Here is a 26554-nt window from a genome sequence, read left to right as displayed (position 1 = left end):
CTTTTAAAACGAGAAATAAAAAGTCTGACTTTAGCTTGTTAAAGCTCCAAATAAATCATTTATGAATCAGAAATATATTAAAGAAAATGCGAATGATGTGGTACATCATTTAGAATATAATGCTGAACGATCACATTTAATTATTCCTGAATATGGACGTCATTTGCAAAAGTTAATAGATCAGGCTACTTTAATTGAAGATGCAGAGACAAGAAATAAGGCGGCTAAATATATTATTCAGGTCATGGGTACTTTGAACCCGCATTTAAGAGATGTGCCTGATTTTCAGCATAAATTATGGGATCAGCTTTTTATAATGTCTGATTTTAAATTAGATGTTGAGTCACCTTATCCTATTCCTTCAAGAGAGGTGTTGCAATTAAAACCGGATGTTTTAAAGTATCCTCAAAATTTTCCTAAATACCGTTATTATGGAAACAATATCAAGTATATGATTGATGTTGCCAATAAATGGGAGGAAGGTGAAATGAAAAGTGCTTTGGTAAAAGTGATTGCCAATCATATGAAAAAATCCTATTTGAGTTGGAATAAAGATACGGTAAAAGATGATGTTATTTTTGAACATCTTTATGAATTGTCAGAAGGTAAATTGAATTTATTACAAAGTTCTGAAGAATTAATAAATACAACCGATTTATTACGTACTAATAAGAGAATGTCTAATAAAGTTTCTTCTCAAGGGCAACCTAAAATTCAAAATAATAAAAATAATAAAGGACAGGGTAAACAAAAGTCTTTTCAAAAAAATAACAATCAAAAAAATCAATAAAGTGACTAAGTTGTAGAGATTATAATCTCAGTAAATCTTAGAACCTTAGTAATTCAGAAAATCTAAAAACAAAATATGGGAATTTTTAAAATTGAAGGAGGAATCCGTTTGAAAGGAGAAATTACTCCGCAGGGTGCAAAAAATGAAGCTTTACAGATTTTATGTGCTGTTCTTTTAACACCTGAAAAAGTAACCATCAACAATATTCCTGATATTATTGATATCAATAAATTAATTAAGTTATTAGGGAATTTAGGTGTAAAAATCACTAAAAATGCTCATGGTTCTTATACTTTTCAAGCAGATGAAGTAAATGTAGATTATCTTGAAACCGAAGCTTTCAAAAAAGAAGGTGGTGCTTTAAGAGGTTCTATCATGATTGTTGGTCCGCTTTTAGCTCGTTTTGGAAAAGGATATATTCCTAAACCAGGTGGTGATAAAATTGGAAGAAGAAGATTAGATACGCATTTTGAAGGTTTTATCAATTTAGGAGCAAAATTCCGTTACAACAGAGAGGATCACTTTTATGGTGTAGAAACTCCTGAAGAAGGACTTAAGGGAACAGATATGTTATTGGATGAAGCTTCAGTAACAGGAACGGCTAATATTGTGATGGCTGCTGTTTTGGCCAAAGGAAAAACAACCGTTTATAATGCTGCTTGTGAGCCGTATTTGCAACAATTGTGTAAGATGTTGAACTCTATGGGAGCTAAAATTACCGGAGTTGGTTCTAACTTGTTAACAATTGAAGGCGTAGAATATTTAGGTGGTTGTGAGCACCGTATTCTTCCTGATATGATTGAAATAGGTTCTTGGATTGGTCTTGCTGCGATGACAAGAAGTGAAATTACTATTAAAAATGTAAGCTGGGATAATTTAGGATTAATTCCTAATACATTTAGAAAATTAGGGATTACTTTAGAGCGTAGGGGTGATGATATTTACATTCCTACTCACGAAAACGGATACGAAGTAAAAACAGATATTGATGGTTCAATCCTTACAATTGCCGATGCACCTTGGCCTGGATTTACACCTGATTTATTGAGTATTGTTTTAGTTGTGGCAACACAGGCAAAAGGTGATGTTTTGATTCATCAAAAAATGTTCGAAAGTCGTTTGTTCTTTGTGGATAAATTGATTGATATGGGAGCTAAAATTATGTTATGTGATCCACACAGAGCGGTGGTTATAGGGCATGATTTTAAATCGACTTTAAAAGCAACTACCATGTCTTCGCCAGATATTCGTGCGGGAATCTCTTTATTGATTGCAGCGCTTTCAGCAAAAGGTACCAGTACTATCCAAAATATTGAACAAATTGATCGTGGATATGAGCGAATTGACGAACGTTTAAAAGCTATTGGTGCTAATATTGTACGTTTGGACGCATAAAAAAATATGAGCAAAGAGCAAAAAGCCGTCGAGGCAACTTACTTTAGTATAATAGGAAATACCTGCTTAGCAATTATAAAAGGCTTAGCAGGTTTTTTTGGCAATTCTTATGCCTTAATTGCAGATGCGATTGAATCAACAACGGATATTTTTGCTTCATTTTTAGTCTTATTTGGTATTAAATATTCCAACAGACCTGCAGATGAAAATCATCCCTACGGTCATGGACGGGCTGAACCATTAATTACTTTTTTAGTTGTTGGATTTTTAATCACTTCGGCAACTATTATTGCTTATGAAAGTATAATTAATATTCAGCAACCACATGATTTGCCTAAGTCCTGGACTTTGTTTGTATTAGGGACAATAATTATTTGGAAAGAATACTCTTTTCAAAAAGTGATGAAACGTGCAGTAGAAACTAATAGTTCATCATTAAAAGCCGACGCTTGGCATCATAGAAGTGACGCTATTACTTCGGTAGCGGCATTTTTAGGGATTTCAATAGCTCTAATATTTGGAAAAGGATATGAAGCTGCCGATGATTGGGCTGCTTTATTTGCTTCCGGATTTATACTGTATAACAGCTATTTGATTTTCAGACCTGCTTTAGGCGAAATCATGGACGAGCATTTGTATGACGATTTAATCGATCATATTCGGGTTGTAGCTTTAACTGTAGATGGTATTATTGGCACTGAAAAATGCTTTATACGAAAATCAGGTATGAAGTACCATGTGGATTTACATGCAGTTGTTAATGCTGAAATAACTGTTAAAAGAGGGCATCAGTTAGCACATATTCTCAAAGATACGCTTCGAAATGAAATACCCCAATTAGGTCATGTTTTGATTCACATCGAACCGGATGATGAATAGGTAGTATAATAAAACGAGTCAAAAATAAATGACTCGTTTTTTTTATATTAATCTCTATTACAGAAAAGATTGAATAGCTAGATCGTAGCTTTTTAATCCAAAACCTAAAACAACTCCTTTTGCATTTCCTGAAATATAGGATTGATGTCTAAAACTTTCTCTTGAAAAAGTATTAGAGATGTGAACTTCAACTACCGGAGTGGTGATTCCTTTAACAGCATCACCTATGCCAACAGAGGTATGGGTGTAAGCACCGGCATTTAATATAATTCCATCGTGTGAAAAACCAAATTCCTGAATTTTATCAATTAATTCTCCTTCAATATTACTTTGGTAATAATTAAATTCGATAGATGGGAATTTCTGTTTTAATTCTTCAAAGTATTCTTCGAAAGTTAAACTGCCGTAAATTTCAGGTTCGCGTTTTCCTAATAAATTAAGATTAGGACCGTTTATAATGCTAATTTTCATTTAATATCTTTTTTGGTAAAAATAAAAAAACCGCTCTAATAAAGAAGCGGTTTTTTTGAAAATTGTTTTTTGAAGGACTAGAACATTATTCCGGCAGAAAGCTGTATCGTTGAGTTTTTAATATCAGCATTTTTAGTAGCTTCAGTCAATCCAAGTCCGTAACGAGCTTGAACGAATAAGTTTTTGGTGATATTTAGACCTAAACCTCCAACAGCGGCGAATTCAAAAGTGTTAGCATCTCCCGGATCGAAATTTTTTCTGTCCTTTAATAAGAAAGACGCTTGTGGTCCTAATTCTAAGCTTAAACTTTCGCTTAAATAAATTTTAGCCATAACGGGAATAGACAAATACCCTAATTCGTTTTTAAATTCTTCACCAGCATTTTCATAACTCGCCCCTTGTGTAGAATATAAAAGTTCCGGTTGGATAGCAAAACGATCCATTAATTTAATTTCAGAAACTAGACCAGCATGGTAGCTGGTGATTCCTTCTTTGTTAACGTCTGGTACATCGTCTCCGTTTTGATTAGCAAAATTGGCTCCTCCTTTAATACCAAAACGAATCGACTGTGCCTGTATTGCAGCTGTAGTACCTAATAACATAATTGCTGCTAAGATGATTTTTTTCATAATTTTTTAGTTTTAATTTACTTATAGATTTGAGATTACAATTTATAACTCTTCAGGCGTAAAAATATTATATAATTTCTGGATTTTGTTTTAGTTTTTTCATTTTTATAATTAAAGTTTAGAAGAAATTTTCTGTAGTTTAAAACTTATAAATTTTGTAAATATTAGTTAGTTGTTAAAATCACCATATTTAGTGATTTTAATATTTTTAATGTATTGGTTTTTAATATTTTATATTTTTTTTCTTGTTAAAAAACAACTGTGAATTTTCATTTTATTTTAACATAAAATTTGGATTTTAATGAGTATTTGCTTTATGTTTGGCGAAAATTTAATAAATAAACAAAAATGAAAAAAATTATTTTATCAGTTGTGGCTGTATTTGCATTTGGTTTAGCTAATGCACAAGAAGTTAAATTTGGAGCGAAAGTAGGTGGAAATCTTAATAGTTTCAGAGCAACAAATTTTATGAGTCAAGATGATATTTCTATTAAGTTTGGATCAAATGTGGGGTTTCAAGCAGGAGGTTTTGCTGAAATTAAAGTGGCTAGTAAATTTACTGTTCAACCAGAGCTTTTGTTTTCTTATGAAAGTTATAAATTACCTCTAGAAGGTGATTTGAATTTTAATCTTTCTTATATTAATGTTCCTGTAATGGCAAAATATTATGCTTCAGAGAAAATTAGTTTACAAGTAGGGCCACAAATTGGTTTTTTAGTTGGAGCTAAAGCAAAATTTGAAGGAGAATCAGAGGATATTAAAGATATGCTTGAAACAATTAATTTTGGTGTTAATTTTGGTTTAGGGTATGAGTTAACTGAAAAAGTTGCTGTTGATTTTAGATACAATCTAGGTTTAATTAATATTGCTAAAGAAGATTTTATGGGAGAGGATTCTAAATTAAAAACATCTGGTTTTTCTCTAGGTTTAGGATATAAATTCTAATTCTTTTCTAGAATAGAAATATTAGGACCAGTCTAAAGACTGGTCTTTTTTTTGTTTCTTTTTTTAAAATGTTAATAGTGTTGTTGATATTTATTTGTAAGATACTAATTATGTTTTTAGGTATTTGCTAATTTTAGGAGATTAAATTATTAATTTAAAAGAATAAAGTATGAAAAAAATTATTTTAACGGTAGTTGCAATGTGTGCATTGTCTTTTGCAAATGCTCAGGAGGCTAAATTTGGGCTTAAGGCTGGAGTAGATTTTGCTTCAATGCATCATAAATTTGATGGAACAACTTTTAATGAATCAGAAACCGGCTTTTATGTAGGTGGATTTGCTGATATAACAGTTTCTGAGAAATTTCATGTGCAACCGGAATTATTATATGTTTCGGTTAAGGATTTAGATCAGATTCAAGTGCCTGTTTTGGCTAAAATTCCAGTTGTGGAAGATTTAAGTTTATTGGCTGGTCCTGATTTCGGATTTCTTTTGGATGCAGGAGAAGGAGTTAAAACATTCAATTTTGGTTTGGATTTAGGTCTGTCATTTGAATTGAATGAAGAGTTCTCATTGGATGGTAAATATAATTTTGGATTGTCTAATTTGATTGAAGGAGGAAATAGTGATTTTAGTACTAGATTGAGTGGAGCCTTTTTGGGATTAAGTTATAAATTCTAATTTAAAAGAGTTCAATCAAAGCCTCTTCTGTAAAGGAGAGGTTTTTTTATGTTTATAAATGTCGTTTATTTGTGCTATGGACTGGAAATTTTATATAAAAAGTTATCAATCGTATCTTAAAATCGAACGTGGTTTATCGAAGAATACCGTAACCAATTATTCGTTTGATATTGAACGTTTATGCTTGTTTTTGGAACAAAATAAAATAGATGTTTCTCCATTAAAAATAAATGAAGAAACAGTTCAGCAGTTTATTTATTTTATTTCAGCTCAAGTTAATGCCCGTTCTCAGGCAAGAATTATTTCGGGATTGAAAAGTTTTTTCAGTTATTTAATTTTTGAAGATTATCGGTCAGATAATCCAATGGAGTTGATTGAGTCGCCAAAAACTACTCGAAAATTACCAGATACTTTATCGCTGGATGAAATCGACGCTTTAATTGCTGCTATCGATTTGTCTTCTAAAGAAGGAGAACGAAATAGAGCTATGCTTGAAACTTTATATGGTTGTGGATTAAGGGTGTCGGAATTAGTTTCGCTTAAAATTTCTGATTTGTTTTTTGATGAAGGTTTTATCAAGATAACAGGAAAAGGAAATAAAGAACGTTTTGTGCCTATTGCGTCCGTCACTCAAAAATATATTACTATTTATAAAGATAATGTAAGACCAGAAGTGCCGGTAAAAAAAGAGTTTAGTGATACCTTATTTTTAAATAGGAGAGGTGGGCAATTAACTCGGGCAATGGTTTTTACTATTATTAATAATTTGGCCACGCAAATTGGTTTAAAAAAGAAAATTAGTCCGCATACGTTTAGACATTCTTTTGCAACACATCTTCTGGAAAATGGCGCTGATTTGCGTTCTATACAATTAATGTTAGGTCACGAATCGATTACTACAACGGAAATTTATTTGCATTTGGATAGAAAGTTTTTGACAGAAGTATTAGAGAATTGTCATCCGAGAAAGAACATGTAGTCAAATTACAAAAAAGCAAATTCCAAATTCCAAGTTTAGAACAAATAAAAAATTCCAAATCCCAATTGTGATGATTGGAATTTGGAATTTAAAAAATTTGGAAATTTATTTTCCTATTTAGCAATATTTACTGCTCTGGTTTCTCTGATTACTGTTACTTTAACCTGACCTGGATAAGTCATTTCAGTTTGAATTTTTTGAGAAATTTCAAAAGATAAAGTAGCGGCATTATCATCAGAAACTTTTTCACTTTCTACGATTACACGTAATTCTCTACCTGCCTGAATTGCGTAAGCATTTTTAACACCGTTGAATCCGTAAGCTACATCTTCAAGATCTTTCAAACGTTGGATATAAGAATCTAGAACTTGTCTTCTTGCGCCTGGTCTTGCACCTGAAATCGCATCACAAACCTGAACAATTGGAGAAAGCAATGATTTCATTTCGATTTCATCGTGGTGTGCTCCAATAGCGTTGCAAACTTCTTCTTTCTCACCGTATTTTTCAGCCCATTGCATACCTAATAAAGCGTGCGGTAAATCACTTTCAGTATCTGGTACTTTTCCTATATCGTGTAATAAACCTGCTCTTTTAGCTAGTTTTACATTTAATCCTAATTCAGCAGCCATCAATCCGCAAAGTTTAGAAACTTCACGTGAGTGTTGTAATAAGTTTTGACCATAAGAAGAACGGTATTTCATTCTACCTACAACTTTGATTAATTCTGGATGTAAACCGTGAATTCCTAAGTCGATAACGGTACGTTTACCTACTTCGATAATTTCGTCGTCAATTTGCTTAGCTGTTTTAGCAACTACTTCTTCGATACGAGCTGGGTGAATACGTCCGTCAGTTACTAATTTGTGTAATGACAAACGAGCAATTTCTCTACGAACAGGGTCGAAACAAGAAAGGATAATTGCTTCAGGAGTATCGTCAACAATAATTTCAACTCCGGTAGCTGCTTCAAGAGCTCTAATATTACGACCTTCACGACCGATAATTCTACCTTTTACATCATCAGATTCGATGTTGAATACTGAAACACAGTTTTCAACTGCTTCTTCAGTTCCTACACGTTGAATGGTGTTGATGATGATTTTTTTAGCTTCCTGCTGTGCAGTAAGTTTAGCTTCCTCAATTGTATCCTGAATGTGAGACATAGCAGAAGTTTTGGCTTCAGCTTTTAATCCTTCTACTAGTTGCTCTTTAGCCTCTTCTGCAGATAAACCTGAAATCAATTCTAACTGTTGTAATTGACTTTTGTGAAGTTTGTCAACTTCAGCTTGTTTTTTGTCTAAAATTTCAACTTTAGTTTGTAATTCAGCTGTTTTTCTTTCAAAATCATCGTTTACTTTCTTAGCCTTAGAAAGTTCATTTGAAACTTGAGATTCTTTGTCTCGAATTCGTTTTTCAACTTCAGCAACTTTTTTGTCACGAGCTAAGATTACTTGTTCGTGTTCTGCTTTTAATTCAATAAATTTTTCTTTGGCTTGAAGAATTTTGTCTTTTTTTATGTTTTCTGCTTCAAAATTAGCGTCTTTCAAGATAGAAGCTGCTTCTTTTTTAGCGTTTTTGATAAGATTAGAGATGTTACTCTTTTCAATTATTTTAGCGATTGTAAATCCTACCGCAATACCTATAATTCCCGAAATAATAATCGTTAATATGTCCATGTTTGTTAAAAAATTTATATATAAAAAAAGCCTACATTAAGTGGTTTGTATAAACTCGTATAGACAAGTTTTGAGCTAACTCGTTGTTCAAGCTTCCAAACTGAATTGGCTTGCTATAGTAACGATGATTTGCTCATTCTAATTTGTTAGTGTTGAGTTTATCAAATAGGTACTAATGTAGGCAGTATCTTTGTTTTTTAAGAACGTATTTTGTTTAGAGATTTTCGTCTAAAAAAGCATTAATTTTTTGAATTCTATCAATGGTTTCGTCTGCGTTGATAGCATTGTCAATCTGTTTTTGCTCTACTTGCGATGCAAATTGCAAGGCGCACATGGCTAAAACATCTTGTTTGTCGCGAACAGCATAATTCTCTTCAAATTGCTTTATCATTATATCAATTTTTCTGGAAGCACTTCTAAGTCCTTCTTCCTGACTTGGATCCACAGTTAAAGGATACACACGGTCTGCAATTGATATTTTAATTTTAAGCTTTTCGTCCATTGTTTATACTAATCTGATAACTGAGCAATACAGTAATCAATTTCACGAATTAATGAATTTATTTTAAGCTTTGTATCTCTTTTGTTTTCTTCGCTGCCTAATAATGAATTGGCCATTTTAAGTGTTTCATACTTTGCTTTTAAGGCTTCAATCTCATTGGACTGATTTTGTATGGTTTGTGCAGCTTTGTTTAATTCGATAGTTAAATCTTGATTGTTTTTTTCTAAATTTTTTAGTTTTAGAATCAGTTTTTCAACTTTACTTTCAAGAGTATCAATTATTTCTGCAATTACACTCATTATTAATCCTAATCATTACTTAATATTACAAATTTAGTATTAGTTTTTATTATTGCAATATTTTAAAGGTTTTTTTATTATAAAATAATCAATATGTTGTACTGTAATTGGTTACAAATAAAAATATTTATAAAGTAATCCAAATTAGTTTTTTTATCTTAGCAAAAACGTTAAGCATGAGATTTTTTTTATTTTTCCTACTGATTTCTAGAGTAGTTATAGCCCAAAACACTTATCCAAAAGATTATTTTCAGTCACCTTTAGATATCCCGATGCAGTTATCCGGGAATTTTGGTGAATTAAGACCGAATCATTTTCACGCTGGTTTTGATTTTAAAACTTTACAACGAGAAGGTTTAGAAGTGCATGCCGCCGCAGATGGTTATATTTCAAGAATTAAAATTTCGCCATTCGGAAACGGAAAAGCTATTTATATTAATCATCCAAACGGAATAACGACGGTTTATTGTCATTTGCAAAAAGCTGTTGGTATCATTGATGATTATATCAAAAATGCTCAATACAAGGCGCAGTCTTTTGAAATCGAGTTGTTTCCAAAAGCGAATGAGTTAGAAGTCAAAAAAGGACAGCTTATTGCACTTTCCGGAAATACAGGTTCGTCAGAAGGACCGCATTTGCATTTTGAATTCAGAGATACAAAGACTGAAAAAGTAATCAATCCGATGTTTTTTGGTTTTGATAAAAATTTCAAAGATACTAAGAAGCCTATTGTTTCGGCAGTTTATGTTTATCCTTTGGATGGTACTGTGGCTAATAAATCTAAGCAACCTTTATTGTTGAATTTGAGATTACAGGCTGACGGAAGCTATTTGGCGAATAAAGTTTTAGCAAACGGAGCAATTGGTTTTGGAATTACTGCAGTCGATTATGATAATATTTCGATGAATAGAAACGGTGTTTATAAAGTACAGTCTTATCTAAATGGTAAAGCCGTGTTTGGTTATCAGTTTGATACTTACGGATTTGATGAAATGCGTTATGTGAATGCACTAATTGATTATGGACGCTATAAGCGAACTTCTCAAAGGGTTCAAAAATTGTTTATGAAAACGCCTTTTGGTTTGAGTATTATTAAGACTGATGAAGATAATGGAATTATAAAAGTTTTACCAAATTTGAATTTGTCGTATCGAGTAGAAGTTGCAGATTATTTTGGTAATACAACTATGATTACGATTCCGATTGCTTTTGATGCAGCTAGTCCGGTTGTGGAACAGGAAAAAGTAGTTTCTAGTTATTTTGTAAAAGCTAAAAAAGATAATATTTTTTCAAAAGATAATATGACTGCCACTTTTCCTGCCGGAACTTTTTATGATGATTTTGCGATGAATTTTGTTGTAAATGGAAATGTGTTAACCGTGCATGATGATTCAGTTCCTGTTCATAGTAGTTTTGAAATTGCAATTGAAAGTGATAAATATTCTGATGATCAAAAAAGTAAAGTGTATATCGCGAATTTAAGTTCCAGTGGAAAATTAGGTTATAATTCGACAGCTGTAAAAGGTAATTTGTATACTACTAAGGTGAGAACTTTGGGTAAATATACTTTAGCGATGGATACAACTGCTCCAACGATTAGTATGGCAAAACCTATTGAAGGATGTTGGATAACTAATGAAAAATCTATTCAGCTTTCTATTGCTGATAGTGGTTCCGGAATTAAATCGTATAATGGTTACTTGAATGGAAATTGGATTTTATTCGAATACGATGCGAAAACAAGAAAAATCACTTATCAATTTACTAATGAATTTGTAGCAGAAGGTAAAAATGAGTTAAAAGTTGTTGTTACTGATCAAGTAGGGAATTCTTCAGTATTTGAAACAGGATTTTTTAGAAGTCAAAAATAAATTTTATAGTTTGAGGAGTAATAAGCTAGGTTTTATATTTATCGCATTTTGGATTAGTTTTTCCGCTTTTGCTCAATTGGCTAAGGTGAAAGGGATTGTTTTTGATGCTAAAAATAATCCAGTAAGTAATGTTACTATTTCTTTTTCGGGGCATTCCACACAATCAGATGCTAAAGGTTCTTATTCTATAAAAGTTCCGGTAAACAAAAAAATAAATTTGCTTTTCAGTCATTTGACCTATAAGAAAGCGATAATCTCTTTGTTCTTAAAAAATAGTTCTGATTACGAATTGAATTTAGTTTTGAATGAGTTCGAGGAACAAATGGGTGAAATTATAATTTCGAAAGATAAAAAAGTTCAAATTCAAGGTGTTACAGCAATATCAGCAGACGTTGTTAAGAAACTTCCCGGTGCAAATGCGGGAATTGAAAACGTTTTGAAAACCGTAGCAGGAGTAAATTCAAATAACGAAATGAGTACACAATACTCGGTTAGGGGCGGGAATTATGACGAAAATCTGGTGTATGTAAACGAAGTTGAAATTTATCGTCCATTCTTGATTCGTTCAGGACAACAGGAAGGTTTAAGTTTTACCAATACCGATTTGGTTCAAAATATCAATTTTTCTGCAGGTGGTTTTCAGGCTAAATATGGAGATAAATTATCTTCTGTTTTAGATATAACCTATAGAAAACCAACTCAGTTTGGAGCCTCTTTTGAAGCGAGTTTACTCGGTGGGAGCGTCGCAGTAGATGCAGTTTCTAAAAATAATAAATGGACTTCGGTTACTGGTGTTCGTTATCGAAACAATAGTCTTTTGGTGAATAGTCAGGATACGCAAACAAATTATAAGCCCACTTTTGTTGATGTTCAAACCAATATCAATTTTAAAGCTTCTGATAAATGGGAATGGAGTTTTTTAGGGAATATTTCGAAAAATAAATACAATTACCAGCCTTTAATACGTAATACTAAATTTGGTACAATTGACAAGCCAATGCAATTAACGGTCTATTACGAAGGGCAGGAAAAAGATGAATACGCTACATATTTGGGAGCGTTAAAAACGACCTATCAGGTTTCGGATAAATTGAAATTCAAATTTATAAATTCAGTATTTCATACTTTGGAACAAGAGCATTTTGATATTTTGGCACAATATCTTTTGACGGAGAATACTACCACAATAGGTTCGGATACATATGATTCCTCTAACGCTAACGGTATTGGTACGCAACTCAATCATGCCCGAAATGATTTAGACGCATTGATTGTTAATAGTGAGATTAAAGGTTTTTATGATTGGGCCAAGAATAATTTAGAGTTTGGTGTAAAATATACTCGAGAATCCATTCGTGACCGTGTGATGGAGTGGGAAGTGGTGGATTCAGCAGGTTTTTCTATTAATCCCCGAATTCTAGAATTTTCAAGAGACGATCAGCCTTATACTTCTTTTGTGGGACCGCTTGCACCTTATAGAAGTGTTTTTGCAACCAATTATAATACGATTAATCGTTTTTCGGCTTATCTTCAGTGGAATGCAAAATCGTATCTTAACAATGCAGAACTTTGGTATAATTTAGGTGGAAGAATTCAAAATTGGAGTATCTTAGGTACAAATGCTTCAGGAAGTTCTCAAACTGTTTTAAGCCCAAGGGGACAGTTAGTATTAAAACCAAATGGAGAAAAAGATTTGATTTTTAGGATATCAGGTGGATACTATTATCAGCCTCCTTTTTACAGAGAACTTAGAGATGCTTCAGGATCTGTTCAGGATAATGTAAAGGCGCAGCAATCAATTCAGCTGGTTTTTGGGAATGAATATAATTTTCAAATGTGGAAAAGACCTTTTAGATTGGTTTCGGAGTTGTATTATAAATCATTAAATGATGTCAATACGTATACAATAGATAATGTTAGGATTCGTTATGCTGCTAATAATAATGCAAAAGCCTACGCACAAGGACTTGATTTAAGATTAAACGGTGAATTTGTTCCCGGAACAGAATCATGGTTTAGTTTTGGCTATTTAAAAACGGAAGAAAATAGCAATAACAGAGGTTATATAGCACGTCCAACTGATCAAAGATTAAAATTTGCGGTATTATTTCAGGATTATATGCCTAATATTCCAAGTATGCGATTGTATTTGAATTTAGTTTACAATACTGGATTGCCCGGAGGTTCACCTTCTTATGCCGATGCGTATCAATATCAAAATCGTTTGAATGATTACCGTAGGGCTGATATTGGGTTTTCAAAAGTATTGATTGATGCCAATTCGTCAAGAGCTAAAAAGAGTTGGCTAGGTAGTTTTAAAGGATTAGCAATTGGTTTAGAAATATTTAATTTATTTAATAATCAAAATTCAATAACGAATACCTGGGTAAGGGATGTGTATTCAAAAAATGAATATGCTGTGCCTAATTATATGACTACAAGAGTGTTCAATGTCAAGTTAAATGCTAAGTTATAAAACAAAAGAAATTCTGAAGCTTTGTAGAATTATAAATTAAGTTTAAAATTCAAAAGCATTTTTAAAAATCATTACATTTGAAAATATTTTAATTAAAATCCATATGAAAACTGTATCAATCGTCTTAATGAATCTTACGGTATTGCTTTTAGTAAGCTGTAAAAAAGAAGTTGAGAAACCTAAAGTAATCTATGATTCTACCTCAAAGGCTAAATCGGTTACTAAACAGGATTCAACGCAGATTGCTATTGCTGATTTACCTATTCAAATGGAAGGTACAGATTATTTAATTCATCCTGTGGGTGATTTAAGAGTCTATGAAAAAGGAACAAAGGTTAAATATGGATCTTCAAGTGTGATAGATTTAAGTTTTACAATTTCTAATTTGGGAGATGATGAAATTACCGGTTTTTTACAGAATTTAAAATTTCAAAAAATCGATTCTGATTCGATAAAATCATTGACTGATAAACCTGCTCTAATTTTAACAGTTACCTATTTAAAAGCTATTGCCGAAAAAACTAATAAACAAATTTTAGTGTACACCATGTATGATGTGGATACTAATAAGGATGGAAAACTGGATACAAGTGATATAAAATCTTTGTATTTAAGCGAAATCAGTGGAGAACATTTTGTTAAAATATCGGCTAATTTTCAAGAGTTAATCGATTGGAATTTAATTGAATCTAAAAATCGTTTGTATTTTAGAACCGTTGAAGATACCAATAAGAATGGTCAATTTGATAAAAATGACGTAGTTCAATATGGTTACATTAATCTTTTGGACAAAGATTGGGAAGTGGTTAATTACGAACCAATTTAATTTGCTCCCTAAATCAAAATATCGCTTTCTAAATCTGATTTTTCTATAGAGAAATCAAAACCTAGTTCTTTCACTAGCTGAATAACCAGATTTTTATACCAGTTTTCAGATTTAGGATGGATGTAGATTTTTTCAATCAATTCATTGATGTCAACATTGATTTTTAATCCATCGTTGAGTTTGATGTTGTTTTCAGAAACATCAGTGATTACTCTTACTTCACGTTCGTACTGAAAGCTTTTTCTTTTAAATAGAAAAGGAAAGAAAGTGTCATTAAAAGGGATGTATTCCTTCTTGTAATCGATATAATTTACTTCGCCGATATATTGCTTGAAATTGGTTTCAGGATATAATGATTGTTGCAGTCGACCGATGGTGGATTGAATGGCTAATCCTTCGCTGTTTTGCGTGAATATTTGCCACATGGCAAAGGATTCGTATTCATTGATGTGCCAACTGCTGATGGCTATTTTTTCCCGATGTGTTTTGTAATAATTGATAAAATCGGGATTGTCGGTTGCTAATTTTTTTATTTCTTCATAAGTAGGTTCGCTAAAAGTACCTTCGTATTGATCTTCAAATTTGTCGGAACGCGACATGAATAATTTTTGCGAAAGCAATAAATCCAAAAATTTTGATAAGTCTAGATATTTCCAAATTACCGTATCGGTATTTTCGGTGAGTTTAATGTTTGGATTGTTTTGGTACATTTTTTTAGATTTAAAATGGTATTATAAAGGTATAATTCGTTTTTGAATCTAAAATAAAGCGATGTTAATTTTTAATTATTTATTCAAAAGATTGCATGGAAACTAATTTGTTGTAAGTGCCATTTAAAGCAATTAATTCCTCATGTGAGCCTTGTTCAACGATTTTTCCTTTTTTCATTACTACAATCAAATCTGCTTTTTGAATTGTAGAAAGACGGTGCGCAATTACAATAGAAGTGCGGTTTTGCATCATGTTTTCAAGTGCAATTTGTACAAATTTCTCGCTTTCGGTATCCAAAGCGGAAGTTGCTTCGTCTAAAATCATAATTGGAGGGTTTTTCAACACGGCACGTGCAATAGACAAACGTTGTTTTTGACCTCCTGAAAGTTTATTTCCGCTGTCACCCACATTAGTGTAGATTCTTTCCGGTAAATCTTTTATAAATTCATAAGCATTAGCAATTTTCAAAGCTTCAATTACTTCTTCGTCGGTGGCGTCAGGTTTTCCTAAAGCAATGTTTGCTTTGATGGTGTCGTTAAATAAAATTGAATCCTGAGTCACTAATCCCATTAAACTTCTTAGCGATTTTAGTTTGATGTTTTTGATGTCAACGCCATCCATAGTGATTTTACCTTCGTTAACATCATAAAAACGAGTTAGCAGATTGGCAATTGTACTTTTTCCTGAACCAGATTGTCCAACTAATGCAACAGTTTTTCCTTTTGGAATTTCCAATGTGAAGTTGTCAAGCACATTTTCTTTTTTGTATCTAAAATTGATATTTTCAAGTTTGATAGATTGTTCGAAAGTGTTTTTGTTTACAGCATTGTCTTCGTCAACAATTGTGTTTTCTTGTTCCATTAAGGTAAAGACTCTTTCGGCTGCCGCTAATCCTGATTTTACCTGATAAGAAGCTTTAGAAACTGCTTTGGCAGGAGTTAAAATGGTATAGGCAAGAGCGATGTAAGTAATAAAAGTTGCTGAAGTGATAGAATGTTCTTCTACTACAAGTTGGGCGCCAAACCACAATAATACTGCAATTGTTACAATTCCTAAAAATTCACTCATTGGTGAAGCTAAATTGTTTTTGTTTCCAATGCTGTTGGAAAGATGTAAAAGCCTGTTGATGGAATTGTTGAATTTTTCGATGAAAGATTCTTCAGCATTATAACCTTTAACTACTTTTAATCCACCCAGAGTTTCGTCTAAAATAGAAATGAAAATTCCGTTTTCGTTTTGCGCTTTAATGGATTTAGATTTTAAGTTTTTACCTATTCTTGAAATTATAATTCCAGCAACGGGAATAAATACCAAAACAAAAAAAGAAAGTTTTGGACTTATAAGAAACATGGTTACAATCGAGAAAATAATAGTTAATGGTTCTCTTACAACCAATTCTAAAACCTGAAAAAAAGAATTTTGGACATCATTAATGTCCCCCAACATACGAGCCATTACATCTCCTTTTTTCTTTTCTGAGTAATATGAAATAGGTAGGTTGATGATTTTGGCGTAAAGATTTTTTCTTAAATCCCTTAGGACACCTGTTCTTAAGCGGGTAACATGGTAAGAGGCAAAATAATTGGTTATATTTTTTAAAAGTGCTGTGATGATGATTATTGAAATAACAAAAAGCAACATGATTTTGAATCCGTAAACTTCAGTAAGGGTTGTCATTTTGTAATTCAGAAAATCTCCAGAGTATTTTTTTAAATTACCAATTCCTTCGAACTTTGGTTCAGTATATAATTTTTGATCAATTCCAAAAAGAACATTCAGTGTAGGTATCATAGATACCATGAGCAGAGTAGAAAACAATGCGTAGAATATATTAAAAAACACATTTAAATAAATGTGTTTTTTGTAATTTGAAACAAAAGGAATTAGTTTTTTTATGTTGATATCCATTATTTTAATTGCATTTCAGAAATTATAGCAGCAATTTTTTGATCTAAATAAGCTTCTACTTCTTTAAAGTTCTCTACAGCATCTAGCTCAGTGTTTACACTGATATAGAATTTAATTTTTGGCTCTGTACCACTAGGTCTTGCACAAATTTTAGAACCGTCTTCAGTATAATAAATCAATACATTTGATTTTGGCATATCCATTACCGATTCAGAACCGTCCAATAAATTTTTTGCTATTGAAGAATCGTAATCTTCAATCATTACTACGCGTTGTCCGTTGATTTCTTTTAGTGGGTTTTCTCTTAAATCAATCATCATTTGATTGATTTCCTGAAGACCTTCCATTCCTTTTTTAGTTAAGGAAACTAAATATTCTTTAAAGAAACCGTGGTCAGCGTATAAGTTTAGTAATTCTTTGTAAACTGTGCTCCCATTAGCTTTTGCCTGAGCAGCAACTTCGCAGATTAATAATGTTGCAGCAACTGCATCTTTATCACGAACGGCATCACCAACCATGTATCCAAAACTTTCTTCACCACCTCCAATGAATTTTAATTCAGGGAAATCTTTGATCATTTTAGCAATCCATTTGAATCCAGTCAAACCTACTTTGAAATTTACTCCGTAAGCCGAAGCTAATTCCATAATCATTGGTGTAGAAACAATTGTTGATCCTACAAATTGTTTACCGTCAATTTTGCCAGCTTTTTTCCATTTTTCTAATAAAAAAGCAGTCATCAAAATCATGGTTTGATTTCCGTTCAACAAAGTCATTTTACCTTCGTTGTTTCTTACTGCAATACCTAAACGGTCGCAATCCGGATCCGTTCCAATAACGATATCAGCTTTTGTTTTGTCAGCAAGTTCTAATGCTAAAGTTAAAGCCTCTGGTTCTTCTGGGTTTGGTGATTTTACAGTTGGGAAATCTCCGTTTGGAAGTTCTTGTTCTTTAACAATTTGCACGTTTTTGTAGCCAGCTGCTGCAAAAGTATCCGGAACTAAAGTAATTGATGTTCCGTGTAACGAAGTAAAAACAATATTTAAGTTGTCTTTAGCTTCTTGTGGCGTGTCAAAACTTGCATTTTCAACAGTAGATTTGATAAAAGCCTGGTCTACATCTTTGTCAATATATTGAATCAAATCTTCATTAGCATCAAATTTGATTTCACTATAATTTAATTTTTCAATAGCATTAATGATTGCTTCATCTTCAGGAGGAACAATTTGTCCGCCATCTTGCCAGTAAACTTTGTAACCATTGTATTCAGGTGGGTTGTGGGATGCTGTAAGTACAATTCCACATTGGCAGCCTAAATGTCTAACTGCAAAAGATAATTCCGGTGTAGGTCTTAAGTCAGAGAATAAATACACTTGGATTCCATTAGCAGAAAATACATCAGCCACCACTTTAGCCAATGATTTACTGTTATGACGGCAATCATAAGCAATTACGGCTTTTATTGGTTGGTTAGGAAAAACAGATTTTAGATAATTTGAAAGGCCTTGAGTACTTTTTCCAAGCGTATATTTGTTGATTCGGTTGTTTCCTACGCCCATAATTCCTCGCATTCCACCTGTTCCGAATTCAAGGTTTTTATAGAAACTTTCTTCAACTTCTTTTGGTGAAGTAGCTACTAATTTATTGATTGCTTCATGAGTTGTTGCATCAAATATAGGACTTTGCCATTCTTTAACTGCATCTAAAATGTTTTGTTTCAATTCCATTTTTGTCGCGTTTTTAGATTGTTGTTTTTATAATTGGTTGTTTTTAGTCTAAATGAAATTTATCTTAAAGTTTCAATCGAAATTTAGTAAATAAATGGTTTGTTTCAAACAATGATTTTTAATTACTGAAAATTAATTTCGTTGGCAATTTTATATCGTTCCTCGTTGTTTTTTGAGCGTAAAATAATTTCGCCTAAAAAACCAGCTAAAAATAATTGTGTTCCTAATATCATTGTGGTTAAAGCAATGAAGAACCAAGGGTTGTTTGTTACCAAACTGTAAGGCATGTTGTTATACATGTGGTACAGTTTAGAAAAACCAATATATCCTGCAAGCAAGAAACCGATAATGAACATTAATGATCCTATGGCTCCAAATAAGTGCATTGGTCTTTTTCCAAATCGGGATAGGAACCAAATGGTAATTAAATCAAGGAATCCATTGATGAAACGTTCCATTCCAAATTTAGTTTCACCGTATTTTCTGGCTTGATGTTGAACTACTTTTTCGCCAATTTTTCCAAAACCGGCATTTTTAGCCAAAACTGGAATGTATCGGTGCATTTCGCCTGAAACTTCAATGTTTTTTACTACTACATTTCGGTACGCTTTCAATCCACAGTTAAAATCATTCAATTCTACACCTGAAGTTTTTCGGGCAGCCCAGTTGAATAATTTAGAAGGAAGATTTTTAGCTACTACAGAGTCGTAACGTTTCTTTTTCCATCCTGAAACCAAATCGAATTTTTGCTGGGTAATCATCTCGTATAATCCTGGAATTTCGTCAGGACTGTCTTGAAGGTCAGCATCCATAGTAATTATGACATCACCCTGCGCTTTTGCAAAACCAGCGTGTAAAGCCTGCGATTTTCCGAAGTTTTTCATGAATCGGATTCCTTTTACATGTGTGTTCTCGGCAGCAAAACTTTGAATGATAGGCCATGAATCATCAGAGCTTCCGTCATCTAAGAATATAATTTCATAGGAATAACGATTTTCCTGCATTACTTTAATAATCCAGGAGTAAAGTTCTTTTAGTGATTCTTCTTCGTTAAGAAGTGGTATTAAGATGGATAAATTCATTTTTATTTTGTGTTTCTAAAAAAAGCGGCTACAACTAAACCGATGATACTGTCTCTAAGTAAATATTTTAAAGCACCGGATAGAATTTCGGTAATAGCAAATGGATTATAGTTCTTAGATAACTGAATAGCATTTGCTATATCTTTTTGAGAAGCATTGTTTAATTTTAGAGTGTTGATGTTAAAATCGATTATCGTTTTTTTGATGGATTCTGCTATTTCTGGGGAGATTAATGCATTGGTTATTATGATTAAACCCAGTGCAATTAAGGTATGAGCGGCTAGAATGGTAATAAAATAGGCTGAGAATGTAGTTCTAAAATTAATTTTACCATTTGAAAGTGATTTTACTTTTAGAACCGAAATAATACCACATATTATAAATAGGAGTAGGAAAAAAAATCCGATTCCTATATTTGAAATTAATGAGTTGTTGTAAAAGTAAATGTAAGCATTTAAAAAGGTTAATAGTGTTCCTAAAATCAAGCCGTTTTTAGCAGCTGTCTTTTTTACAAAGTCGTTCATTAATCTAATTTTAATTTTGAAGCAACAAATATAGTAATTCCCTGTTTACTGAAGAGTAAAAAACTGTTTTTAGCCTGATATATAAAAAAAAGAAATAAAGATTTGTTTATTGAAAAATAATTGTATTTTTGCATCCTCAAAATAAATAATTAAAATAAAAAGTTATAATTTGTTTATACCTTTTCAGTTAAATGGAAAGCTTCAAAGTAAATTATAGCCAAACAAATAAAAAAGATTCAAGATGAAAAAAGGTGTACACCCAGAAAATTACAGATTAGTTGCTTTTAAAGACATGTCAAATGATGACGTTTTTATTACTAAATCTACAGCAGAAACTAAAGAAACAATCGTTCACGAAGGTGTTGAGTATCCAGTTGTAAAAATGGAGATCTCTAGAACTTCTCACCCTTTTTACACAGGTAAATCTAAACTTATCGATACTGCAGGACGTATTGATAAATTCAAAACTAAATATGCTAAACATATTAAATAATTTTAATTTGTTTCTGAATTATAGAAAAAGCCTTCCATTTGGAAGGCTTTTTTGTTTTATCTCTACAAAAAAATGATAACTTTGGCATTGGTTTTTTGTAGGAAACCATAATTAATAAAAAAGAAACTTTATGAATTATATACTTTTTGATGGTCCTGCTCGTAATGCTTTGTTGCCGTTTACTTTTACACGCCCTGTAGCTGATATTTTGATAGGAATTATGACCATCCGTCAAAAATGGGAAAGGTATTTGGGTTCGACCATAACGACATTGACTGAAGAATATTTATCGGATAAATATCCTATGGTTGAATTAGAAGAAAATGTAATGATTAATGCTTCTTTTCTTCCTAATGAACTTTTAGCAGAAATGGTTTCGAACTTAGAGCCTAATCAGGTGATTTTTAAAGGAGAAGAAGTGATTGCTTTTTTTACTAATGACAGTCAGGAAGAGGTAGATTTTGATAATTATGAAATTATCGAATATAATGACGACTGTATTACAGTAATGAATACATGGGATATTTTTTCTAAAAATGGAGTTGCAATTAGAGAGGATTTTGAATTTTTAACGGAAGATAGAAAATCACAACCAATTCCTAAGAGTGTTAATGTGATTGCCTCGGAAAATATTTTTATTGAGGAAGGAGCAAAATTAGAATACGTAACTTTGAATGCTACAAATGGTCCAATCTATATAGGTAAAGATACTGAAATAATGGAAGGGACTGTGATTCGTGGCCCATTTGCTTTGTGTGAAGGAGCGATTGTTAAAATGAGTGCTAAAATTTACGGACCAACTACAGTAGGTCCGTATTCTAAAATAGGAGGAGAAGTTAATAATTCAGTCTTATTTGCACATTCTAATAAAGGGCATGATGGGTTTTTAGGTAATTCAGTTTTAGGAGAATGGTGTAATATTGGTGCGGATAGTAATAATTCGAATTTAAAGAATAATTACGATGAAGTGCGTTTGTGGAGTTATGAGACTGAAGGTTTTGCTAAAACGGGATTACAGTTTTGTGGTTTAATGATGGGAGATCATAGTAAATGCGGAATCAATACAATGTTTAACACCGGAACAGTGGTTGGTGTAAGTGCAAATATTTTTGGTGCTGGCTTTCCTCGAAATTTTGTTCCAAGTTTTTCATGGGGTGGTGCTACTGGATTTACAACCTATGTGACTAAAAAGGCTTTTGAAACGGCTAAATTAGTAATGGGTAGAAGGAATATAGAATTTGATGAAAAGGAAGCGGCAATCTTAGAGCATGTCTTTGAAGTAACCAAAAAATGGCGAAAAGAGTAAGTAATAGCTATTGAATATTTTTAAATCTAAAGAATGCTTTGTCTGTAATGGATGAAGTATTTTTTTTGTTTTACAGTTTTCTTTGATTTTTATTCAAAAAATATTTGATAGTTGATAGTTTTGTTGTTTTTTTGGAAATTATTATAAAAATAAACTATGGAAGCTATTGTAAAGATTTTAAATGATATTATTTGGAGTAATGCTCTGATAGTATTGTGCCTTGGAACTGGATTGTATTTTTCTTTTAGAACACGTTTTTTACAGGTTCGTCATATTAAAGAAATGTGGAAATTATTGTTTGAAGGGGAAAGTTCAGATTCAGGTGTGTCGTCTTTTCAATCTTTAGCGATGTCTTTGGCTGGGCGAATTGGTACAGGGAATATCGCTGGTGTGGCAACTGCTATTTTTATGGGTGGACCCGGAGCCATGTTTTGGATGTGGATGGTTGCTTTTTTAGGAGCTAGTACAGCTTATGTAGAGGCGGCTTTAGCGCAAATTTATAAAGAAAAACATCTAGGGGAATTTAGAGGAGGACCATCTTTTTATATAGAAAGAGGTTTAGGAATGAAATGGTTTGCGGTTTTGTTTGCGGTAATTACCGTTATTTCAACGGGGACGTTATTGCCTGGTGTGCAAGTAAATTCTATTGCAACTGGTGTACAAAATGCATTTCATTTAGATCCTTTATATTGTGGGGTAATAATAACAGTAATGTTTGCTGCAATTATTTTTGGCGGAGTAAAACGTATAGCAAAGTTTACTGAGTATATCGTTCCGTTTATGGCAATTGGATATATACTTATAGCTTTGATTATATTAGCTGTAGATTTTCAAAAGATTCCAGAAATGCTTTTGTTGATTGTTAAGTGTGCGTTTAATCTTGAAGCAGGATTTGGGGCAGTTTTCGGATTGGCAATTCAGTGGGGAGTAAAAAGAGGAATATATTCTAATGAAGCCGGTCAGGGTACAGCGCCACATATTGCTGCGGCTGCTAATGTGTCGCATCCTGCAAAACAGGGGTTGGTGCAGTCATTTTCGATTTATATAGATACTTTGTTTGTGTGTACTGCAACAGGATTGATGATTTTGATTACAGGAATGTACAATGTTAATAATCCCGCAATAGAGGGCGGATTTCTGTATGAAGGAGTACCGGGTCTAAAAGATGGGCCGGCTTATACTCAAAGCGCTATGGATACTGTTATGCATGGTTTTGGGGCATATTTTGTTGCAATTGCCTTGTTTTTCTTTGCTTTTACTACTATTGTTGCTTACTATTACATCGCTGAAACAAATGTGTCATATTTGACTAGAAATAATAAATTTTCAAAAGTGATTATTTATGTCTTAAAAGTAACCATGCTTTTTGTAATAATATACGGTTCAGTAAATCAGGCTAGTTTTGCATGGATGCTAGGAGATATTGGGGTAGGATTGATGGCCTGGTTTAATATTATTGCTATTATTTTGTTGCAAAAACCAGCATTGAAAGCATTGTTGGATTACGAAAAGCAGAAAAAAGAAGGTAAGGATCCTGTTTTTGATCCAGAAGTAATTGGGGTTCATAATGCTCATATTTGGAATACAATTAAAAATCATCACGATTAATATTTAGGGATAAATTTTTTAAACTTCCGGTTACAGATTTTTACTGAACCGGAAGTTTTTTTATGCAATCAAATCACTTAATTCATTTATCTTTGCAACTTTTTTAATTTATAGCGGATTAGAGTTAGAATTTTAACTTCTAACCTCTAGCTTCTAACTTCTAACTTTTAGTAATGATTACAATAAACGATATATCGGTTCAATTTGGTGGGACTACACTTTTTAGTGATGTTTCTTTTGCAATTAATGAAAATGATAAAATTGCCCTTATGGGTAAAAATGGTGCAGGAAAATCCACTTTGTTGAAAATCATAGCTGGAAATTCCAAACCTTCTACCGGAAGTATTTCTGCGCCAAAAGAAGCAGTGATTGCTTATTTGCCTCAGCATTTGTTGACAACCGATACAGCAACTGTAAAAGAAGAAGCATCAAAAGCTTTCTCTGAAGTTTTTTCAATGAAAGCTGAAATTGACGAAATCAATGAGCAATTGACAATACGTACTGATTATGAAAGTGATGAATACATGAAGCTGATTGAAAGAGTTTCTGATTTAAGCGAGAAATTTTACGCTATTGAAGAAGTTAATTATGAAGCAGAAGTTGAAAAAGTTTTAAAAGGATTAGGTTTTGTTGCTGCTGATTTTGATCGAAAAACATCTGAGTTTTCAGGAGGTTGGAGAATGCGTATCGAATTGGCTAAAATTTTATTGCGCAAACCGGATTTGATTTTGCTAGATGAGCCTACGAACCACATGGATATTGAAAGTATTCAGTGGCTTGAGGATTTCTTGATTAATTCGGCTAAGGCTGTTGTGGTAATTTCGCACGATAGAGCATTTGTAGATAATATTACCAATCGTACCATTGAGGTAACAATGGGAAGAATTTATGATTATAAAGCCAAGTATTCTCATTATTTGGAATTGCGTAAAGATCGTAGAATTCACCAGCAAAAAGCCTATGATGAACAGCAAAAAATGATTGCAGATAACCGTGCTTTTATTGAGCGTTTTAAAGGAACTTTTTCTAAAACCGATGCCGTTCAATCACGTGTTAGAATGTTAGAAAAATTGGAAATTGTTCAGGTAGATGAAGTGGATACTTCTGCATTACGTTTAAAATTTCCTCCCGCAGCCCGTTCGGGGCAATATCCTGTTGTAGTTAAGGATTTGGCTAAATCGTATGGAGATCATGTGGTTTTTAAAGATGCTAATATTGTTATCGAAAGAGGTCAAAAAGTAGCCTTTGTGGGGAAAAATGGTGAAGGAAAATCGACCATGATCAAAGCTATTATGAAGGAAATAGGGATTGATGGCGGTAGTGTTGAAATTGGTCATAATGCGCAAATTGGGTATTTTGCACAAAATCAGGCTTCGTTGTTAGATGAAAATGCAACTATTTTTGAAACGATAGACAGTATTGCTGTTGGAGATATTCGTACCCAAATTAAAAATATATTAGGTGCTTTTATGTTTCAAGGTGATGACATTACTAAGAAAGTAAAAGTGCTTTCAGGAGGTGAAAAAACACGTTTGGCGATGATTAAATTATTATTAGAACCGGTAAACTTGTTGATTCTGGATGAGCCTTCGAATCACTTAGATATGAAAACTAAGGATATTATTAAAGATGCGTTGCGTGATTTTGATGGTACTTTGATATTAGTTTCTCACGACCGTGATTTCTTAGATGGTTTAGCTACTAAAGTTTTTGAATTTGGAAACAAAAGAGTAGTGGAACATTTTGAGGATATTACTGGTTTCTTAGCGCACAAGAAAATGGATAGCATTAAAGAAATTGAAAAATAGATTTCTTGAAAGTTGATATGGAAGGCATAAGTTGATACTTGTGCCTTTTTTTGTTTTTTTATGTGGATGAGAATAATATAATTGATGTTTTAAATTAGTATTTTGGTGATTTGAAATTAAAATTTAAAATCTTGCTATGAGCAGAATTCCTGTTTATTTTATGCCTGGTTTGGCAGCTAATCCTAAAATTTTTCAGCGTATTAAGCTGGATGATGCACTTTTTGATGTGCATTATCTGGAATGGGAGCTTCCGCTGTATAAAGAATCTTTAGAGGATTGTGCTAGGCGAATTGCTCAGAATGTGAAAAAAGAAAACGCAGTTTTGATTGGGGTGTCTTTTGGAGGGATTTTGGTGCAGGAAATGGCTAAATTTCTAAAAGTACAAAAAATCATTATTATTTCAAGTGTCAAATCAGAACTGGAATTTCCTAAACGAATTCATTTTGCACGAAAAACAGGAATTTATAAATTGATTCCAATTCGGCTAATTTTGAGTTTAGGAAAGTTGGCTCAATTTGTATTTGGTGAAAAAATGACCCATCGGATGCAGTTGTATGATACGTTTTTGTCAGTTCGAGATGTTTGTTATCTGAAATGGGCGGTTGAAAAGGTGGTTTGTTGGGGTAATTTAGAAATTGATAAGCGGGTAGTTCATATTCATGGTGATAAAGATGCGATGTTTCCAATTCAAAATATAAAAAAATGCATTGTCGTTGAAGGAGGGACACATGTGATGATTTATGTGAAGTATCGCTGGTTTAATGCTAATTTACCTGCTATTATTTTAGATACAGATAATGTGTTGTATCGTTAAAGTTAACTTTTGGTTATAAAAAAACCGTCTCGTTTTGCACTGCCCCCAAAAAGTTAGACACTATTTGGGGGTATTTTTATGGAAAGAAAAGTCAAGTATGGTTATGATTTTAAACTTCGATGTGTAAATGAAGTTTTAAAAAAGCATCAAGCAATA

At 32.5% G+C, this 26554-nt stretch carries 24 protein-coding genes; 14 read left to right on the top strand and 10 right to left on the bottom strand.

Going from position 1 to position 26554, the window contains the following annotated elements; all coding sequences use genetic code 11:
* The first annotated feature begins 61 nt into the window (after positions 1-61).
* From AAEO59_RS14875 to AAEO59_RS14865, 3 genes are all read left to right on the top strand, one after another.
* Complete coding sequence (locus AAEO59_RS14875; protein ID WP_341701541.1) at positions 62-790, top strand: DUF4290 domain-containing protein; 729 nt, start codon at positions 62-64, stop codon at positions 788-790.
* Between the two features lie 75 nt (positions 791-865).
* Complete coding sequence (gene murA / locus AAEO59_RS14870; protein WP_341701540.1) at positions 866-2185, top strand: UDP-N-acetylglucosamine 1-carboxyvinyltransferase; 1320 nt, start codon at positions 866-868, stop codon at positions 2183-2185.
* Between the two features lie 6 nt (positions 2186-2191).
* A complete protein-coding gene (locus AAEO59_RS14865) occupies positions 2192-3064 on the top strand; it encodes a cation diffusion facilitator family transporter (protein ID WP_341701539.1) in 873 nt (290 codons plus the stop codon).
* Between the two features lie 57 nt (positions 3065-3121).
* Here AAEO59_RS14865 and AAEO59_RS14860 read toward each other — a convergent pair whose 3' ends face one another.
* Both AAEO59_RS14860 and AAEO59_RS14855 read right to left on the bottom strand, forming a co-directional pair.
* Positions 3122-3535, bottom strand: coding sequence for a type II 3-dehydroquinate dehydratase (locus tag AAEO59_RS14860; RefSeq protein WP_341701538.1), 414 nt, complete (start codon positions 3533-3535; stop codon positions 3122-3124).
* 77 nt (positions 3536-3612) lie between these two features.
* Complete coding sequence (locus tag AAEO59_RS14855; RefSeq protein WP_341701537.1) at positions 3613-4164, bottom strand: porin family protein; 552 nt, start codon at positions 4162-4164, stop codon at positions 3613-3615.
* 348 nt (positions 4165-4512) lie between these two features.
* Between AAEO59_RS14855 and AAEO59_RS14850 the strand changes: the two genes are divergently transcribed.
* The 3 genes from AAEO59_RS14850 (at position 4513) to xerD (ending at position 6767) form a co-directional block, all read left to right on the top strand.
* On the top strand, positions 4513-5109 hold the full coding sequence (locus tag AAEO59_RS14850; protein ID WP_341701536.1) for a porin family protein: 597 nt from the start codon (positions 4513-4515) through the stop codon (positions 5107-5109).
* A gap of 169 nt (positions 5110-5278) precedes the next feature.
* A complete protein-coding gene (locus AAEO59_RS14845) occupies positions 5279-5788 on the top strand; it encodes a porin family protein (RefSeq protein WP_341701535.1) in 510 nt (169 codons plus the stop codon).
* Between the two features lie 76 nt (positions 5789-5864).
* Positions 5865-6767 (top strand): site-specific tyrosine recombinase XerD, encoded by a 903-nt coding sequence (xerD, locus tag AAEO59_RS14840; protein ID WP_341701549.1) that lies wholly within the window; start codon positions 5865-5867, stop codon positions 6765-6767.
* 113 nt (positions 6768-6880) lie between these two features.
* On the opposite strand, the gene rny is transcribed toward xerD, so the two are convergent.
* The 3 genes from rny to AAEO59_RS14820 form a co-directional block, all read right to left on the bottom strand.
* Complete coding sequence (gene rny / locus AAEO59_RS14835; protein ID WP_341701534.1) at positions 6881-8443, bottom strand: ribonuclease Y; 1563 nt, start codon at positions 8441-8443, stop codon at positions 6881-6883.
* 214 nt (positions 8444-8657) lie between these two features.
* Entirely contained in the window at positions 8658-8945 is a 288-nt protein-coding gene (locus AAEO59_RS14825; RefSeq protein ID WP_341701533.1) for a cell division protein ZapA, read from the bottom strand.
* A gap of 8 nt (positions 8946-8953) precedes the next feature.
* Positions 8954-9244: a hypothetical protein gene (locus AAEO59_RS14820; protein WP_341701532.1), complete on the bottom strand. Its 291-nt coding sequence runs from the start codon at positions 9242-9244 to the stop codon at positions 8954-8956.
* 176 nt (positions 9245-9420) lie between these two features.
* Between AAEO59_RS14820 and AAEO59_RS14815 the strand changes: the two genes are divergently transcribed.
* From AAEO59_RS14815 to AAEO59_RS14805, 3 genes are all read left to right on the top strand, one after another.
* Positions 9421-11115, top strand: a complete 1695-nt coding sequence (locus AAEO59_RS14815) for a M23 family metallopeptidase (RefSeq protein WP_341701531.1) — start codon at positions 9421-9423, stop codon at positions 11113-11115.
* Between the two features lie 10 nt (positions 11116-11125).
* On the top strand, positions 11126-13591 hold the full coding sequence (locus AAEO59_RS14810) for a TonB-dependent receptor (RefSeq protein ID WP_341701530.1): 2466 nt from the start codon (positions 11126-11128) through the stop codon (positions 13589-13591).
* 103 nt (positions 13592-13694) lie between these two features.
* Entirely contained in the window at positions 13695-14417 is a 723-nt protein-coding gene (locus AAEO59_RS14805) for a hypothetical protein (protein ID WP_341701529.1), read from the top strand.
* Between the two features lie 8 nt (positions 14418-14425).
* Here the strand turns inward: AAEO59_RS14805 and AAEO59_RS14800 are convergent, their stop codons facing one another.
* The 5 genes from AAEO59_RS14800 to AAEO59_RS14780 all read right to left on the bottom strand — a co-directional run bounded on the left by AAEO59_RS14800 (position 14426) and on the right by AAEO59_RS14780 (position 20369).
* On the bottom strand, positions 14426-15127 hold the full coding sequence (locus AAEO59_RS14800) for a hypothetical protein (protein ID WP_341701528.1): 702 nt from the start codon (positions 15125-15127) through the stop codon (positions 14426-14428).
* A 79-nt stretch (positions 15128-15206) separates the two neighbouring features.
* Complete coding sequence (locus AAEO59_RS14795; RefSeq protein WP_341701527.1) at positions 15207-17036, bottom strand: ABC transporter ATP-binding protein; 1830 nt, start codon at positions 17034-17036, stop codon at positions 15207-15209.
* Positions 17036-18763: a phospho-sugar mutase gene (locus tag AAEO59_RS14790; protein WP_341701526.1), complete on the bottom strand. Its 1728-nt coding sequence runs from the start codon at positions 18761-18763 to the stop codon at positions 17036-17038. Before AAEO59_RS14790 ends, AAEO59_RS14795 begins: the two co-directional genes overlap by 1 nt.
* Before the next feature lie 122 nt (positions 18764-18885).
* On the bottom strand, positions 18886-19845 hold the full coding sequence (locus AAEO59_RS14785) for a glycosyltransferase family 2 protein (protein ID WP_341701525.1): 960 nt from the start codon (positions 19843-19845) through the stop codon (positions 18886-18888).
* Between the two features lie 2 nt (positions 19846-19847).
* Positions 19848-20369, bottom strand: a complete 522-nt coding sequence (locus tag AAEO59_RS14780) for a DUF4199 domain-containing protein (RefSeq protein WP_341701524.1) — start codon at positions 20367-20369, stop codon at positions 19848-19850.
* Positions 20370-20610: 241 nt separating this feature from the next.
* Here AAEO59_RS14780 and AAEO59_RS14775 point away from each other — a divergent pair, with 241 nt between their 5' ends.
* The 5 genes from AAEO59_RS14775 to AAEO59_RS14755 all read left to right on the top strand — a co-directional run bounded on the left by AAEO59_RS14775 (position 20611) and on the right by AAEO59_RS14755 (position 26398).
* Positions 20611-20862 (top strand): type B 50S ribosomal protein L31, encoded by a 252-nt coding sequence (locus AAEO59_RS14775; protein ID WP_026714974.1) that lies wholly within the window; start codon positions 20611-20613, stop codon positions 20860-20862.
* A gap of 130 nt (positions 20863-20992) precedes the next feature.
* Positions 20993-22168, top strand: coding sequence for a GlmU family protein (locus AAEO59_RS14770; RefSeq protein WP_341701523.1), 1176 nt, complete (start codon positions 20993-20995; stop codon positions 22166-22168).
* A 156-nt stretch (positions 22169-22324) separates the two neighbouring features.
* Positions 22325-23776 (top strand): alanine/glycine:cation symporter family protein, encoded by a 1452-nt coding sequence (locus tag AAEO59_RS14765; protein ID WP_341701522.1) that lies wholly within the window; start codon positions 22325-22327, stop codon positions 23774-23776.
* A 173-nt stretch (positions 23777-23949) separates the two neighbouring features.
* The gene (locus tag AAEO59_RS14760) at positions 23950-25584 is read left to right on the top strand and encodes an ABC-F family ATP-binding cassette domain-containing protein (protein ID WP_341701521.1); all 1635 of its coding nucleotides are present in this window, start codon (positions 23950-23952) and stop codon (positions 25582-25584) included.
* Positions 25585-25720: 136 nt separating this feature from the next.
* Positions 25721-26398 (top strand): lipase family alpha/beta hydrolase, encoded by a 678-nt coding sequence (locus tag AAEO59_RS14755; RefSeq protein ID WP_341701520.1) that lies wholly within the window; start codon positions 25721-25723, stop codon positions 26396-26398.
* The last annotated feature ends 156 nt before the right edge of the window (positions 26399-26554 follow it).

This window comes from Flavobacterium flavipallidum (assembly GCF_038289905.1).
GTDB lineage: Bacteria > Bacteroidota > Bacteroidia > Flavobacteriales > Flavobacteriaceae > Flavobacterium > Flavobacterium flavipallidum.
The sequence above is the reverse complement of the archived record's forward strand: the minus strand, read 5'-3'. Positions and strand labels throughout refer to the sequence as shown.